This is a genomic window from Streptomyces sp. C10-9-1, from assembly GCF_024497955.1.
In the GTDB taxonomy this organism is placed as follows: Bacteria; Actinomycetota; Actinomycetes; order Streptomycetales; family Streptomycetaceae; genus Streptomyces; species Streptomyces sanyensis.
On the sequence record NZ_JANHKP010000003.1, the window covers coordinates 131663 to 146659 of the forward strand.

Genomic DNA, 14997 nt, shown 5'->3' on the forward strand with positions numbered 1-14997 from the left:
GTTTCGCCCCGGAAGGTGCAGGGCACATCAGACGGTACGAGGACGGCCGCCCGGGGAGCCGGGGGCACGGGGCGGGGCAGGAGAGGCGGGTCGGCGAGGCTCGGAAAAGAAAGAAGGGACGCCGGTGGCGTCCCTTGCAGATCCTGGTGCTGGTGGTGGTCCGGCAGTGCTCCGGCGTCAGGTGAGCGCCGGTTCAGCCTGGGGTACTTCGATGTCGATGCCTTCGAGCAGCGACTCTCCGGGGTGCTTGGCGACGGCAGCACTGAGCGCGTCGTTCTCGGACTGAATCCTCACGAGCTCGGATTCGAGGTCCTGGACGCGCTGCTGAAGCCGTCGCATCTCGGCGAGGAGTCGCGGGTCGGAACCGCCGACGTAACCGAGAAGCGCCTTTGCCATGATGGATGGTCCTCCACAATGAGTGACCGACCGATGCGGTGTGGGTCGTGAGGGAATCGCACCCGCGATGCCGGCAGTGCTTCGTGTACTGCTTGTCATTACTGCGGTTCGTACTGCCAAACAGCTAAGGTGCGCGGGGATTCCAGAGTCTCACCAAAAAGTTTGACGGTCAACACGATCACACCCCGTATCGGCGGGCGTCCCGGGAGCTACGGCCGCTTCACGACGCGGCGGTGCCTGACCTGCGGGGCCCTGGGGGCGTGGCGATCATCTTTCCCGTCGGGGGCCGCCACGGCAACCCCTTCTCGCCAATCACCAGGACGTTCTCCCCGGACACGGGGCGCGCGGAGCGGTCCCGGGCGCCCCCGGGGAGCCCTTCGGAGCTGCCCCGCGGGCGCGCCGGAGGGCCTCGCTCAGCGGATCGCGAAGTCCGGGTAGCCCCCGCGCGGAGTGGCCCAGATCTCAGTGACACCGTCGACTCGTCCGGGTGTGTCGCCCGAGCGGAGCCAGTCGAGCAGACGGTGGCAATTCTCACGCGGCCCCTCCGCGACGATCTGGACCCGCCCGTCGTCCAGGTTGAGCGCGAACCCGCGGAGCTCTCCGATGGCCATCGCGTTCTCCCTGGTGAACCAGCGGAAGCCCACTCCCTGTACCCGGCCGCGTACCCACGCCGTGAGGCGCACATCGTCGTTCATGCCGAGCACGGTAACGGGCCGAATACGGATGGATCATCCCGACCCCGGCACCCATGGCGTACAGTCCGGACGCAATGCGCCTCACCCGTACGGGTGAGGCGTCGACGTCGAGGCCGCCGAGGGACCGCGGCCGACCGGGAGGACACCACATGGGCCGCCATCGGAAGAAGCGGGCGGGCACGCCCGTACGCACCGGGCTGCTCGGTGCCTCCGCCGCCATGGCCGTGGGCGCCGTGGCCGTCACGGCCGGGCTGCTGCCCGGTGGGGACACCTTCACCATCGGCTCCTCGGGCAGCGACACCCCTGCGGAGATACGCACCCAGGGGGCTCCCCGCCTCCAGCCGCACGGCGCGGCCGAGACCCGGGAGACCTCGCCGTCCCCGTCCACCGCCTCCGCGAGCCCCTCCGCCTCGCCCTCGCGCAGCGCGGCCTCGCCCTCCCCCTCCGGCTCCCCCTCGACGTCCCCCTCGGCCTCGACGTCGCCCTCGGCCGAGAAGTCGGGGACGGCCTCGGCCCCCGCCGAGACCTCGGAGCCCGCGGAGGAGAAGACGGCAGAGAAGGCCCCGGCGCCCTCGAAGACCAAGGCCGCCGACCCCGCCCCGACCCGGCAGAAGGCCGCCCCGGCCCCGAAGCCCTCCGCCGAACCCGCCGCCCCGGGCACCTCCGCCCCCTCGGAGGCGGCGGCACTCGCCGCCGCGGTGTTCACCCTCGTCAACGAGGAGCGCGCCACGGTCGGTTGCGCACCCGTCACGGCCGACGCCGCGCTGTCCGGCCTCGCACGCGCCCACTCCGCCGACATGGCGGCGCGGGGCTTCTTCGACCACACCGACCCCGACGGCGCCAGCCCCTGGGACCGGGCCGAGAAGGCGGGGGTCACCGACCTGGGCGCCGAGAACATCGCCCGCGGCCAGGCGGACGCCGGGGCCGTCATGAACGCCTGGATGCAGAGCGAGGGCCACCGCGCCAACATCCTCAACTGCGACTTCACCACCATGGGGGTCGGCGTCCACGAGGGCGACGGCGGTCCCTGGTGGACCCAGAACTTCGGCTACTGAGCCGGTCCCCCAAGGGGACGGCCCTCCCGGCGCCGCCCGTGCAACGGCCGAGGTGTGGTGGGGGCGCATGAGGAGGACAGTGGAGTACGGGGCGGGCGCGGTCCACGGATCACGAGCTGCCCGGTGCGACGGCCCCGCGCCCCGGGTCCCGGCGGCGGAAGGACGAGGCCACGGCGCCGTCCGGCGGGTCCGGGCCGAAGGCAAGGCCGCCCCCTCGACGCCCCGGAGGAAGGCAGGCCCCGACATGGCAGCGACACCGGTCATGCAACTGCCCGTCATCAGCGAATGCTCGGCCGAAGGCTGCGCGTACAACCACGAGCACACCTGCCATGCGGTGGCCATCACGGTGGGCGACACCGACGCCCCCGTCTGCGACACCTTCGTCAGCGCGGACACGGACGGCGGGGAGCCCTCCGTCACCGGCCGGGTGGGCGCGTGCAAGATGGCCGACTGCCGGCACAACTCGGGGCTGGAGTGCCACGCCCCGGCGATCAGCGTCGGTTACGAGCAGGAGCAGGTCGACTGCCTCACCTACGCACGGGCCTGAGCGCGGCGGGCCGCCCGGCGCACCGGGGACGCCCGCCCCGCCGGGTGCGATGGCGCCGGGCGGGTGCCACGGGGCCGGTCCGGTGGTGAGGCCGGACGTATCCTCGTCGGATGGACCAGCACCAGGACCCCGCGTTCGACGTCTTCTCCCGGCAGTGCCCCTCGCGGCGCACCCTGGAGCACGTCACCGGGCGCTGGGGCGGCCTGGCCCTGGGGGCGCTGTACGAGGAGCGCCTGCGTTTCGGGGAGCTGCGCCGGAGGGTGGACGGCGTGAGCGACAGGATGCTCGCGCAGACGCTGCAGGCACTGGAGCGGGACGGCCTGGTGCGCCGGGAGGTCCGGCCGGTGCACCCGCCGCGGGTCGACTACGAGCTCACCGCGCTGGGCCGGGCCGTCACCGAGCGGCTGCTCGGCCTGATCCGGCTGGTGGAGGGGCACATGCCCGAGGTGCTGGCCGCCCGGGAGCGGTACGACGCCGCCCGCCCCCCGGCCGCCGCGGCTCAAGCCCCGGGGCCTGAGCGGGGCGGGCGCTGACAGCGCGGGCAGAAGTAGCTGGACCGGTTCATCCAGGCCCGGCGCCGCACGGGGGTGCCGCAGCGGCGGCAGGGCTCGTCCTCCCGGCCGTAGGCATCGAGCGAACGGTCGAAGTAGCCGGACTGCCCGTTGACATTGACGTAGAGGCTGTCGAAGGAGGTCCCGCCGACCTCCAGGGCCTCCGCCATGACCTGGCGCACGTGTCCGAGCAGTTCGGCGGACCGGGGGCGGGTGAGCGTGGCGGTCGGCCGGTCGTAGTGGAGCCGCGACCGCCACAGCGCCTCGTCGGCGTAGATGTTGCCGACCCCGCTGACCAGCGACTGGTCCAGCAGGGCCCGCTTCACGGTGGTCCGGCGGGCGCGGAGCGCGGTGTGGAAGGCGTCGTCGTCGAAGAGCGGGTCCAGCGGGTCGCGCGCGATGTGGGCGATGGCGTCCGGGAGGCCCTCGGTGGTGTCCTCGTGCACGGAGAGCCCGCCGAAGGTGCGCTGGTCGACGAAGCGGAGCTCGGTGCCGAGGGTGTCGTCGAAGCGGACGCGGATGCGCAGGTGCTTCTCGTCGGGCGCGTCCAGGGGCTGGACCAGCAGTTGTCCGCTCATGCCGAGGTGGCCGAGGACCGAGCTGCCGGTGCCGTGGAGCGGCAGCCAGAGGTACTTGCCCCGGCGCCGGGCCTCGGCGACGGTCCGCCCGGTGAGCCGCGCGGCGAAGTCCGCCGCACCGGCCGGGTGCCGGCGGACGGCCCGCGGGTGCAGGACCCGGACCTCGGCCACGGTCCGACCGGCGACCCAGGTGGCGAGTCCGCGGCGGACGACTTCGACCTCGGGCAGTTCGGGCACGGTTCCTCCGGCGGGCGGGATGCGGTCGCCCGCAGCGTACCGCCCGGGCGACGGCGGGCGGGGCGGCGGGGCCCGGGGCCCCGGGAACACCGAGGGCCCCCGCCGGAGCGGGGGCCCTGCGGGTGGCTTGCGGAGCCGGGTCCGCGCGGACCGTCAGGCGGTGGCCCGGTCGCCCGGCTCGGCGGCCTGCGGGGCGGCGGTGGCCGAAGGGGCGTCGGCGCCCCCTTCGTCCGGCGCCTCCCCGGCGGTGGCCGCGGCTTCCTCCGCCTTGGCCCGTGCGTCGGCGGCGGAGCGGATCTCCCGCCAGGCGGACTCCGCCGCCTGCTGCTCCGCCTCCTTCTTGCTGCGGCCGGTGCCGGTGCCGTACGAGACACCACCGACGCGGGCGGCAGCAGTAAAGGTCTTCTCGTGGTCCGGCCCCGTCTCGGAGACGACGTACTCCGGCACGCCCAGGCCCTCGGCGGCGGTGAGTTCCTGGAGGCTGGTCTTCCAGTCCAGGCCCGCACCGAGGTTGGAGGACTTCTCGATCAGCGGGTCGAAGAGCCGGTGCACCAGCTCGGAGGCCGCTTCGAGGCCCTGGTCGAGATAGACCGCGCCGATCACCGCTTCGAGGGTGTCGGCGAGGATGGAGGCCTTGTCCCGGCCGCCCGTGCCCTCTTCGCCCCGGCCGAGCCGGATGAAGGAACCCAGGTCCAGGCCGCGGCCGACCTCAGCCAGCGCACGTGAGTTGACCACCGCGGCCCGCAGCTTGGCCAGCTGGCCCTCGGGCAGGTCCGGGTGGGTGCGGTACAGCGTGTCGGTGACCACCAGGCCGAGCACGGAGTCCCCGAGGAACTCCAGGCGCTCGTTGGTGGGCAGCCCGCCGTTCTCGTACGCGTAGCTGCGGTGGGTCAGCGCACGCACCAGAAGGGCGGTCTCGAGTCGGTACCCGAGCCGCCCTTCCAGAAGCGTGTGGGACGAGGCATTGTCCGTCTTGTTGGACTCAGACATCGCGCCTCTCACCAGCCGCTCAGACCTCGAGGACCTGGCGCTTGTTGTAGGTGCCGCAGCTCGGGCACGCGATGTGCTGCTGCTTCGGCTCCTGGCAACGCTCACACGAAACCAGGGTGGGGACCGCAGCCTTCCACTGCGACCGGCGGTGGCGCGTGTTGCTGCGCGACATCTTCCGCTTCGGAACAGCCACGGCTACTTCTCCTGCTTCTCGTCGACGCCCGCTTCGGCGCCGCCCATGTTGTCCTTCTCGCCGTCCTGGATGGTCTCGGCGAGTCCCTGCAATGCCGCCCAACGGATGTCGACGGCGTCGTGGTGGTGGTCCGGGTCGTCGTTCAGGCTGGCCCCGCATGTGAAGCACAGACCCTCGCAGTCCTCCCGGCACACCGGCTGCATCGGCAGTGCGAGCACCACCGCGTCCCGCAGCACGGGTTCGAGGTCGAACAGGCCGTCCTCGAGGTGGAGGATGTCCTCGTCCTCGTCGTCGCCGGGCTCCGCGGGGCGGCCCCGTTCGTCGGCGTCGGGGTACGTGAACATCTCCTGGAAGTCCGCTGCGAGATCGACGCGCACCGGCTCCAGACACCTTACGCACTCCCCCTCGGCCCGCGCACAGGCGGTGCCCGTCACGAGCACGCCCTCCATGACGGATTCGAGGCGGAGGTCCAGTTCCACCGGCCTGCCCTCGGGCACGCCGATCACCCCGTCGATGCCGAACACGGCCGGCGAACCGGGTGCGTCCACCGTACGGGAGAGCCGCTGGAGGGCACCCGGCCGCCGTCCCAGCTCGTGTGTGTCGAACACGAGGGGATTGCGGTGGTCGAGACGCGTGCTCAGGGCTCTTCCTGCTTTCGGATCGTGGGGAGGTCCCGCCCGGCTCACGGGTCGGAGCGGGCAGGGGAGATCGCGGAAACCACGCGACCGAAGAGCCAGGATACTTCAACGGCCCCCCAGGGCCCAATCCGGTCTTCGGCCGCTTCCGGCTCAGCGCTCCTGCTCGTAGCTGCGCAGCCGGTCCAGGTCGATCATGCTCGTGTCGAAGAGGCTGGTCTCGTCCAGCGAGGCGGGCGGCTGCGGAGGGGCGGGCGGCTGCGGAGGGGCGTAGGAGTAGGGGTCCTGGTGGGCGTAGCCCTGCTGCGCGTACCCCTGCTGCCCCTCGTAGCCCTGCTGCCCCTCGTAGCCCTGCTGCGGTTCGTATCCGGTGGGCGCGTAGGCGTCCTGGCCGCCGTAGCCGGGGTAGCCGTCCTGCCCGCCGTAGGGGTACGGCGCCTCCTGCTGCGCGGGGATCCGCGGGGCCTCTGCGGCGGGCTCGTAGCCGTAGTGCTCCTGCCCCCCGGCGGGGACGGGCTCCGCGGCGGCCGGTTCGGCGGGGGCGGCCAGTCCCGCGAGGTAGTCGGCGTCGCTGGTGGGGCCGAGGCCGCTCACGGCGTCCTGGGCGGCCAGGTGCGCCCCCAGGTCGTCGGTGGCGGTCCGGCCGTGGAGCTTCTGCCTCCCTCGCCCGACGGCCTCCAGGGTCTTGGACAGGACCGCCTCGAAGGCGCCCAGCTTTGCGTCCACGTACCCGTCGGCGCGCTCGATGAGGGTGCGCGGGTCACTGCTGTGCTCGGGGGCGTCCTCGTCCGCGTAGCCCCGGTCGTCGAGGCCGGGACCGCGGCCGAGGAGCTTCTCCCGCCCGCGGTCCACCGAGCCGATGGTCTTGGTGAGCACGACCTCGAAGTTGGCCAGCTTGGAGTCGACGTAGTCGTCGGCCTCGGCGCGGATCTCCTCCGCCTCCCTGCGGGCCTCCGCCACGATCCGGTCCGCCTCGCCCTGGGACTCGCGGGCGACCCGGGTGCCGGAGATCAGCGAACCGCGCTCCGCGTGTGCGGAGTCGATGATCCGCTGCGCCTCCCTGCGGGCCTCCGCCACGACCTGCTCACGGTCGCCGATGAGCTCCCGCGCCTGGGCGAGCGAGCCCGGCAGCGCCTCGCGCACCTCCTCGAGCATGGCCAGCAGTTCCGCGCGGTTGACCACGCAGGAGGCCGACATGGGCATCGACCGCGCGCTCGTCACCGCCTCGACGATGTCGTCGAGCTTCTTCTGCACATCCACGGTGGTTCGCCACTCTCTCCCGCTGATCCGAGCCACGGCCGCCCCAAGGAGGGACGGCACGACTGTACGGCCCCCCGGGGCCGCGGTGACACCGGATGCCCGGGTACGGCCGCGCGGGGTGACGGGCCGTCACGGTCCCGGCGGGGTCACCCCTTGGGCCCGAGGCGCTCCACCAGCGCGCGGTGCACGGGCTCGGGCAGCAGGTGGGAGACGTCGCCGCCCCAGGCCGCGACCTCCTTGACCAGGCTGGAGGAGAGGAAGCTGTAGGTGGGGTTGGTCGGGACGAACAGCGTCTCCACCCCGGACAGGCCGTTGTTCATCTGGGCCATCTGGAGCTCGTAGTCGAAGTCGCTGACCGCCCGCAGCCCCTTGACGATGGCCGGGATGTCCCGCTCCTTGCAGAAGTCCACGAGCAGGCCGTGGTGGGACTCCACGACGACGTTGCCGTAGTCGCCGGTGACCTCGCGGATCAGTGCGATCCGCTCCTCCACGGTGAACAGCCCCTTCTTGGACTGGTTGATCATCACCGCGACGTGCACCACGTCGTACAGCTTGGAGGCTCGGGCGATGATGTCGAGGTGTCCGTTGGTGATGGGGTCGAACGACCCCGGACAGACTGCGCGGCGCAACTGGTGTCCCTCGCTCTCCGGTCCGGTCATGGTGCGTCTTCGCACGTAGAGGCGGCGCGACCGTACCAAAGCGTGCCCTCGCCGTAGCGACGGGCCCGCAGCGGCTCGAAACCCTCCGGCCACCGGAACTCCCCGCCTCTGGTGCTGCGCTCCACGGTGGCGATCGCCTCGTCCGCGAGCCAGCCCCCGCGGCGGAGTGTGAGCAGAATCTCGCGGAGATCATCGTCGGTGACGGCGTAGGGCGGGTCCAGGAAGACCAGGTCGTAGGGGTCGGCGGGCGCCGGTCCGGCGGCGATCTGCTCGGCCCGGCCGGCCCGGACCTCGGCGCCGGGCAGGCCCAGCGCCCGGGCGTTGTCGCGGACGGTGCGCACGGCGCGGGCGTCCGCCTCGACGAGCAGCGCGTGGGCCGCGCCCCGGGACAGCGCCTCCAGCCCGACGGCCCCCGACCCGGCGTAGAGGTCGGCCACCCGGGCGCCCCGCAGGGAGCCCAGGCGCGCCTCCCAGGCGGAGAACAGGCCCTCGCGGGCGCGGTCGGAGGTGGGGCGGGTGCCGTTGCCCGGCGGTACGGCCAGGCGGCGTCCGCCGGCTGCTCCGGCGATCACGCGGGTCATGCGGGGCCTTCCTGTGGGACGTGTGCCGTCAAGTCTCGCAGCCCGGGACGGGCCGCGGGTGCGCCGCCCCGTCGGGGAGCCGGCCGGTCAGCCCTTGTCGAGGTAGCTCTCCCGCTCGGCGTCGAGCAGGGCGTCCAGGGCGCTGCGCAGGGCCGGCAGCCCCGACAGCTCGGGGTCCTCGCGCACCACGGCGACGGCCTCCTCCCGGGCGGCGGCGATGACCTCCTCGTCCTCGATGACGGCGAGCATCCGCAGCGAGGACCGCACCCCGGACTGGGCCTGGCCCAGGACGTCCCCCTCGCGGCGCTGCTCCAGGTCGATCCGCGAGAGCTCGAAGCCGTCGAGGGTGGCGGCGACCGCGGCGAGCCGGGCGCGGGCGGGGCTCGCCTCGGGCATCTCGGAGACCAGCAGGCACAGTCCGGGGGCGGAGCCGCGCCCGACGCGGCCGCGCAGCTGGTGCAGCTGGGAGACGCCGAAGCGGTCGGCATCCATGATCACCATGGCGGTGGCGTTGGGGACGTTCACGCCGACCTCGACGACGGTGGTCGCGACCAGGACGTCGACCTCGCCCGCGGCGAAGCGGCGCATCACCGCGTCCTTGTCGTCCGGGGCCATCCGGCCGTGCAGCACGGCGACCTCCAGGCCGGCCAGGGGCCCCCCGGAGAGCTGCTCGGCGATCTCCAGGACCGCCAGCGGGGGCCGCCGCTCCGCGTCGCCCTCGGCGCCCTTGGCGGCCCGCGAGTCCTCCGCCTCGTCGCCGATGCGGGGGCAGACCACGTAGGCCTGGTGGCCCCCGGCGACCTCCTCCCGGACCCGCTCCCAGGCCCGGGCCAGGAAGTGGGGCTTGTCGGCGGCCGGCACGACGTGGGTGGCGATCGGGGAGCGCCCGGCGGGCAGCTGGTCGAGGACCGAGGTCTCCAGGTCGCCGAAGACCGTCATCGCCACGGTGCGCGGGATGGGGGTGGCGGTCATGACCAGCAGGTGCGGGGGCCGGGAGCCCTTGGAGCGCAGGGCGTCGCGCTGCTCGACCCCGAAGCGGTGCTGCTCGTCGACGACGACCAGGCCGAGGTCGTGGAAGGCGACCTTGTCCTCGATCAGCGCGTGGGTGCCGATGACGATCCCGGCCTCGCCCGTGACCAGGTCGAGCAGGGCGCGGCGGCGGGCGGCGGCTCCCATGGACCCGGTCAGCAGCACGACGCCGGTCGCGTGGTCGGCCCCGCCGAGCATGCCCCGCTCGGCGAGGTCGCCCATCATCTCCGTGACCGAGCGGTGGTGCTGCTGGGCCAGGACCTCGGTGGGGGCCAGCAGGGCGGCCTGCCCGCCGGCGTCGACCACGGCGAGCATGGCCCGCAGCGCGACCATGGTCTTGCCGGAGCCGACCTCCCCCTGGAGGAGCCGGTGCATCGGGTGCTCGGTGGCCAGGTCGTCGAAGATCTCCCGGCTGACCTTCCGCTGGCCCTCGGTGAGGGTGAAGGGGAGCCGGGCGTCGAAGGCGTCCAGCAGCCCGCCGGGGGCGGGGCGGCGGGCGACCGCGGGCAGCTGGGTCTCGGCGTACCGGCGGCGGGCGAGGGCGACCTGGAGGACGAAGGCCTCGTCCCACTTCAGGCGCTCCCGGGCCCGCTCGACGTCGGCCCGTGTCCGGGGCCGGTGGATCCGGCGCAGGGCGTCGGGGAGGGTCGTCATCCCCCGGCCCTCGCGCAGGGTCTGGGGGAGCGGGTCCGGCGCGTCCGCGGCGCGGCCCAGCACCGCGTCCACGGCCTTGGAGATCTTCCAGGACTCCATCTGCCTGCACGCCGGGTAGATCGGGATGAGCCGGGCGGCGAAGGCGTCCACCGCGTCGGCCGCCCCCTCGGCACCGAGGAGTTCGTAGGCGGGGTGGGCGAGCTGGAGGCGGCGGTTGAACACCGACACCTTCCCGGCGAACATCGCCCGGGTGCCGGGCAGCAGCTCCTTGTGGGGCTTGTGGACGCCCTTGCCGAAGAAGACCAGCTGGAGGCGGCCGCTGCCGTCGGTGATGGTGACCTCCAGCCGCCGGCCCCGGCCCTGGTTGAAGGTGTGGACGCGGGCGTCGGCGACCTGGGCGACGACGGTGACGTGCTCGTCGAGCGGCAGTTCGGACAGCGCGGTGAGCTCGCCCCGCTCGGCGTACCGGCGCGGGTAGTGGTGCAGCAGGTCGCCGAGGGTGCGGAGGTCCAGGTGCTCGGCCATCACCTTGGCGGTGGCGGCTCCGAGCGCGTTCTTGAGGGGTTCGTCGAGCGCGGGCACGCCCCCATTGCACACCACGGCACCGACAGGGGGGCGCATCACGGGGGTGGCGGGACGGGCTCCGAGGGCTGCCCCGGTCGTCCCCGGCGGGCGCGCGAGGGCGGCTGAGGCGTCCCGCCGCCCTGCCCCGCCGCCCGGACGCGCCGGGCACCGGGGCGGCTCGCCGCCGCGCGCCGGCCCGCCGGGCCGGCGGCCCTCATTCGACGCCGATCAGCAGCGGGGCGTCCCCTCCGCCCTCGTGGACGACGGTGTCGACGGCCAGGTAGCCCTCGCGCACATGGGCCTCCAGCAGGCCGGGGAGCCCGTCCGGGGCGCGGTCGCCGAGGACGAGGGTGACGAGTTCGCCGCCCGAGGAGAGCATCCGGTCCAGCACCGCCCTGGCCGTGTCCGCGAGGTCGGCGCCGATGACCGCCACGTCGCCGTCGATGAGCCCGAGCACGTCGCCCGCCTGGCACACCCCGGCGGAGGTCCACGAACGGCTCTCGGCGACCGCCAGTTCGGCGTGGCGGGTGGCGCCCGCGGCCGCGGTCATGGCGACCACGTCCTCGTCGAAGCTGCGGCCCGGCTCGTGCACGGCGAGGGCCGCGAGGCCCTGTACCGGGGAGCGCGTCGGGATGAGCGCCACCCGCACGCCCTCGGTGCGGGCCTGCTCGGCGGCGGCGGCCGCGGTGTGGTGCAGCGCCGGGTCGTTGGGCAGCAGCACCACCTCGCGGGCGTGGGCCCGGCGGACGGCCTCCACCAGCTCGCCGCTGGCGGGGGGTTCCCCGGGGCGGCTGGGCACCGTCGTCGCACCGGCCTCGGCGCACAGCGCGGGCAGCCCGTCCCCGGGGACGACGGCGACGACCGCGCGCTGGGCCTGCTCGCGGGCGGGCGGGGCGGCGGTGGCCAGGTGGGTGATCCGGATGCGGTGGGGGCGGCCCGCCTCGATGCCGGCCTCGACGGCGGCGCCCGCGTCGTCGACGTGGACGTGGACGTTCCAGAGCCCGTCGCCGCCGACCACGACCAGGGAGTCCCCGAGGGCGTCCAGGCGGGTCCGAAGGCGGGCGACCGCGGCGTCCCCGGCCTCCAGCAGGTACAGGACCTCGAAGGCCGGGCCGCCGTCGGGCCCGCAGGCGCCTCCGGCGTCCGCCGGGGGCGCCTGCGGGCGGCGCGCCGGGGGGCCTCCGGCGGGCGAGGGGGCCCGGCCGGTGAGGGTCTCCACGAGCGCGCCGAGCACGGTCAGCAGGCCGCGCCCGCCCGCGTCGACCACGCCCGCACGGCCGAGGACGGCCAGTTGGTCCGGGGTGGCGTCGAGCGCGGCGCCGGCCCCCTTCCAGGCGGCCAGCGCGGCCTCGGCGGGCCCCGCGCCGGTGCCCGCGGTGCGGGCGGCACGGGCGGCGGCCGCGGCCACGGTGAGGATGGTGCCCTCCACGGGGTGGGCGACGGCCTCCCGCGCGAGGTCCGCGGCGCGCTGCAGCGCGTCCGCGAGTCCCGCGCCCTCGCCCGTCCGCTCCGCCATGCCGCGCAGCAGCTGGGCGAGGATGGTGCCGGAGTTGCCGCGGGCTCCCAGGAGGGCTCCGTGGGCCATGGCGTGCACCACGTCCCCCGGCGGCGGGGCGGTGCGCCCCGTCTCGTGCGCGGCGAAGACGGCCTCGACGGCCCGGGCCGCGGACTCGACGGTGAGGTAGAGGTTGGTGCCCGTGTCGCCGTCGGCGACGGGGTAGACGTTGATCGCGTCGATCGCCTCGCGCTCGCGGCCGAGGGCCTCCAGCGCCAGTGAGCACCAGGTGCGTACCGCTTCGGCGTCCATCGTCTGCGGCACCTGGGGGTCCTCCTCGGTCGGCCGTGCCGGCCCTGGGCGGCGGGCCGATCCGCAGGGTAGACCCCGGCCGTGCCCCGGGCGCGGGCCGGGGGCGGTCCGGACCATGGTAGTTTCGTAACCCCGGAGCGGGCGTTGTATGCTGCTTCGGTTGCCCGATGAGGATCGGGCGTTTCCCCCGGCAGGCCACTTCAGATCAACTGATCCGGCACGCCGGATTTCACTGTAAGTGCATCTGAAGTCTTTGGAGTGACCCGTGGCTGCCAACTGCGACGTCTGCGGCAAGGGGCCGGGCTTCGGCAACAACATTTCGCACTCGCACCGCCGTACGTCCCGTCGCTGGAACCCGAACATCCAGCGCGTGCGTGCCGTGGTCGGTCGGACGCCGAAGCGGCTCAACGTCTGCACCTCGTGCATCAAGGCCGGCAAGGTCTCGCGCTAAGGATGCTCCCCGCGCCTGCGGGGACATTCCCGCCGACGTCTCGTCGTAGCGCAGCCCCTCCGGTTGCCTGGGAAGCCGGTCCACCTCGGTGGGCCGGCTTTTCGCCTGTCCGGACCCGGCCGGGTCCGCGGGGCCTGTCCGGGGTGCCCGCGGGACCCGGCCGCCGTCAGCGCTGCCGCCAGGCGTGGTCGACGGGCCCGATGCCGGAGCCGAGGGCGAAGCCCGCGGCGATGGCGCCCGTGACGTAGTCCTTGGCCCGGCGTACGGCCTCCGGTACGTCGAGCCCCGTGGCGAGGCCCGCGGCGACGGCCGAGGCGAGGGTGCAGCCGGTGCCGTGGGTGTGCCGGTTGTCCAGCCGCGGGGCGCGCAGCCAGTGCTCCTCGGTCCCGTCGGTGAGCAGGTCCACCGCCTCGCCCTCCAGATGGCCGCCCTTGATCAGCGCCCAGCGCGGACCGAGGCCGAGGACCGCGGCGGCGGCCTTCCTCATGTCGCCCTCGCCCGCGACCCCGACACCGGTGAGCTGGGCGACCTCGTCGAGGTTGGGGGTGGCCACGGTCGCCGCGGGCAGCAGCCGGGTGCGCACGGACGCGAGGGCCGACTGCGCGAGGAGCGGGTCGCCGTGCTTGGACACCCCCACCGGGTCCACCACCACGGGCGCGTCGGTGGCGGCGAGCAGCTCGGCGACGGCCTCCACCAGCTCGGCGGTGGCCAGCATCCCGGTCTTGACCGCCTGGACGCCGATGTCGTCGACGACGCTGCGGTACTGGGCGCGCACCGCCTCGACGGGCAGCTCCCAGGTGCCCTGGACCCCCGTGGAGTTCTGGGCGGTCACCGCGGTGAGCACGCTCATCCCGTGCACACCGAGGGCGAGCATGGTCTTCAGGTCGGCCTGGATGCCTGCCCCGCCGCCGGAGTCGGAGCCGGCGACGGTCAGCACGCGCGGGGGTGTCTGCATGCCGCCGAATCTACTGCCCGGCCGCTCCCCCGCCGTCCTCGATGTCCCCGCCGAAGTGGTCCCAGCCCCCCGTGCTGGTCCAGGGCGCACCGTCCACGGTGACCTGCGGGAGCGCGGAGGGGTGGAGCACCTCCCCGATGACCTTCCAGCGGGCGGGGAGCTTGGCGTCCGGGGGGAACGTCGCCACGATGGCGTGGTCCTCGCCGCCGGTGAGGACCCACTGGAGGGGGTCGACGCCGACGGCCTGGCCGATGTCGTGCATCTGCGTGGGGATGTCGATCAGGCCGGAGCGCAGGTCGATGCGGGCCTTGCTGGCCTCGGCGATGTGCCCGAGGTCGGCGACCAGTCCGTCGCTGACGTCGCACATGGCGGTGGCCCCGAGGCCCGCCGCCGCCGGGCCCGCGTGGTAGGGCGGCTCGGGCCTGCGGTGGGCCTCGACGAACGCGCGGGGCGAGCGGAAGCCGCGGGAGAGCACCGCGTGGCCCGCCGCGGACCAGCCCAGCCAGCCGGTGTAGGCCACCACGTCCCCGGGGCGTGCGCCGCCGCGGGTGACGGGCTCGTGGCCGCGCAGGTCCCCGAGCGCGGTGATGGCGAGGGTGATGGCCTCCCCGCGGACCACGTCGCCGCCGACCACGGCCGCCCCCGCCACCTGGCATTCGTCGCGGATGCCGTCCATGAGCTCGGTGGCCCAGGTCGCGGGCAGTTCGGCGGGGACGACGAGTCCGAGGAGCAGCGCGGTGGGCACCGCGCCCATGGCGGCGATGTCGGCGAGGTTCTGCGCCGCCGCCTTCCGGCCGACGTCGTAGGCGGTCGACCAGTCGCGGCGGAAGTGCCGCCCCTCCAGCAGGATGTCCGTGCTCGCCACGACCCGCCGGTCGGGTGCGGAGACGACCGCGGCGTCGTCGCCGGGCCCGATCCGCACCGCCGGCGTGGTGGTGAGCCGGGAGGTGAGCTTCTCGATGAGCCCGAACTCCCCCAACTCGCCCACAGTGCCCTTCACCGAGGTTCACCTCTCCATGCGTCGGCGGTACACGGGACTCCGGTGGGCGGCCTCGTGCCGAGGTCGCGTGCGGTGACCGTCCTGGGTACCGTCAAGGGATACGTCAACTTCTGCTCCGTACACGCCGCGCCGGGGGTGCCGCGGCCAGCGAGGGTCTCCC

General features: G+C 74.3%; 17 protein-coding genes. 4 read left to right on the forward strand and 13 right to left on the reverse strand.

All coding sequences use genetic code 11. The annotated features are described in order from the left end of the window. Positions 1-177: 177 nt before the first annotated feature. Both NPS70_RS05130 and NPS70_RS05135 read right to left on the reverse strand, forming a co-directional pair. Entirely contained in the window at positions 178-396 is a 219-nt protein-coding gene (locus NPS70_RS05130; RefSeq protein WP_256522805.1) for a hypothetical protein, read from the reverse strand. Positions 397-809: 413 nt separating this feature from the next. Then, entirely contained in the window at positions 810-1091 is a 282-nt protein-coding gene (locus NPS70_RS05135; RefSeq protein ID WP_256522806.1) for an acylphosphatase, read from the reverse strand. Positions 1092-1240: 149 nt separating this feature from the next. Between NPS70_RS05135 and NPS70_RS05140 the strand changes: the two genes are divergently transcribed. The 3 genes from NPS70_RS05140 (at position 1241) to NPS70_RS05150 (ending at position 3226) form a co-directional block, all read left to right on the forward strand. Next, a complete protein-coding gene (locus NPS70_RS05140; RefSeq protein ID WP_256522807.1) occupies positions 1241-2146 on the forward strand; it encodes a CAP domain-containing protein in 906 nt (301 codons plus the stop codon). Between the two features lie 244 nt (positions 2147-2390). Continuing rightward, positions 2391-2693 carry a DUF1540 domain-containing protein gene (locus NPS70_RS05145; RefSeq protein ID WP_256522808.1) on the forward strand — a complete coding sequence of 101 codons (303 nt, stop codon included), beginning with the start codon at positions 2391-2393 and terminating at the stop codon, positions 2691-2693. 110 nt (positions 2694-2803) lie between these two features. Beyond that, positions 2804-3226 carry a helix-turn-helix domain-containing protein gene (locus tag NPS70_RS05150; RefSeq protein ID WP_256522809.1) on the forward strand — a complete coding sequence of 141 codons (423 nt, stop codon included), beginning with the start codon at positions 2804-2806 and terminating at the stop codon, positions 3224-3226. On the opposite strand, the gene mutM is transcribed toward NPS70_RS05150, so the two are convergent. The 9 genes from mutM to NPS70_RS05195 all read right to left on the reverse strand — a co-directional run bounded on the left by mutM (position 3193) and on the right by NPS70_RS05195 (position 12431). Beyond that, positions 3193-4059, reverse strand: coding sequence for a bifunctional DNA-formamidopyrimidine glycosylase/DNA-(apurinic or apyrimidinic site) lyase (gene mutM / locus NPS70_RS05155; RefSeq protein WP_256522810.1), 867 nt, complete (start codon positions 4057-4059; stop codon positions 3193-3195). The two genes, NPS70_RS05150 and mutM, sit on opposite strands and share 34 nt — an antisense overlap. A 153-nt stretch (positions 4060-4212) precedes the next feature. Beyond that, positions 4213-5049 (reverse strand): ribonuclease III, encoded by an 837-nt coding sequence (gene rnc / locus NPS70_RS05160; RefSeq protein ID WP_256522811.1) that lies wholly within the window; start codon positions 5047-5049, stop codon positions 4213-4215. 19 nt (positions 5050-5068) lie between these two features. Continuing rightward, on the reverse strand, positions 5069-5242 hold the full coding sequence (gene rpmF / locus NPS70_RS05165) for a 50S ribosomal protein L32 (RefSeq protein WP_026165248.1): 174 nt from the start codon (positions 5240-5242) through the stop codon (positions 5069-5071). Positions 5243-5244: 2 nt separating this feature from the next. Further along, on the reverse strand, positions 5245-5883 hold the full coding sequence (locus tag NPS70_RS05170) for a DUF177 domain-containing protein (protein WP_256523060.1): 639 nt from the start codon (positions 5881-5883) through the stop codon (positions 5245-5247). A 147-nt stretch (positions 5884-6030) separates the two neighbouring features. Further along, a complete protein-coding gene (locus tag NPS70_RS05175) occupies positions 6031-7137 on the reverse strand; it encodes a cell division initiation protein (RefSeq protein ID WP_256522812.1) in 1107 nt (368 codons plus the stop codon). A gap of 146 nt (positions 7138-7283) precedes the next feature. Then, the gene (coaD, locus tag NPS70_RS05180) at positions 7284-7766 is read right to left on the reverse strand and encodes a pantetheine-phosphate adenylyltransferase (RefSeq protein ID WP_256523061.1); all 483 of its coding nucleotides are present in this window, start codon (positions 7764-7766) and stop codon (positions 7284-7286) included. A 26-nt stretch (positions 7767-7792) separates the two neighbouring features. Then, positions 7793-8377 (reverse strand): 16S rRNA (guanine(966)-N(2))-methyltransferase RsmD, encoded by a 585-nt coding sequence (gene rsmD, locus NPS70_RS05185; RefSeq protein ID WP_256522813.1) that lies wholly within the window; start codon positions 8375-8377, stop codon positions 7793-7795. A gap of 87 nt (positions 8378-8464) precedes the next feature. Next, positions 8465-10681, reverse strand: a complete 2217-nt coding sequence (gene recG, locus NPS70_RS05190; protein ID WP_256523062.1) for an ATP-dependent DNA helicase RecG — start codon at positions 10679-10681, stop codon at positions 8465-8467. 157 nt (positions 10682-10838) lie between these two features. Then, positions 10839-12431, reverse strand: a complete 1593-nt coding sequence (locus NPS70_RS05195) for a DAK2 domain-containing protein (RefSeq protein ID WP_256523063.1) — start codon at positions 12429-12431, stop codon at positions 10839-10841. Between the two features lie 265 nt (positions 12432-12696). On the opposite strand from NPS70_RS05195, the gene rpmB reads away from it, so the two are divergent. Continuing rightward, the gene (gene rpmB / locus NPS70_RS05200) at positions 12697-12882 is read left to right on the forward strand and encodes a 50S ribosomal protein L28 (RefSeq protein ID WP_003957616.1); all 186 of its coding nucleotides are present in this window, start codon (positions 12697-12699) and stop codon (positions 12880-12882) included. A gap of 166 nt (positions 12883-13048) precedes the next feature. Here rpmB and thiD read toward each other — a convergent pair whose 3' ends face one another. Next, positions 13049-13837 (reverse strand): bifunctional hydroxymethylpyrimidine kinase/phosphomethylpyrimidine kinase, encoded by a 789-nt coding sequence (thiD, locus tag NPS70_RS05205; protein WP_256522814.1) that lies wholly within the window; start codon positions 13835-13837, stop codon positions 13049-13051. Between the two features lie 10 nt (positions 13838-13847). Further along, positions 13848-14837, reverse strand: a complete 990-nt coding sequence (locus tag NPS70_RS05210) for a thiamine-phosphate kinase (protein WP_256522815.1) — start codon at positions 14835-14837, stop codon at positions 13848-13850. Positions 14838-14997: the final 160 nt, after the last annotated feature.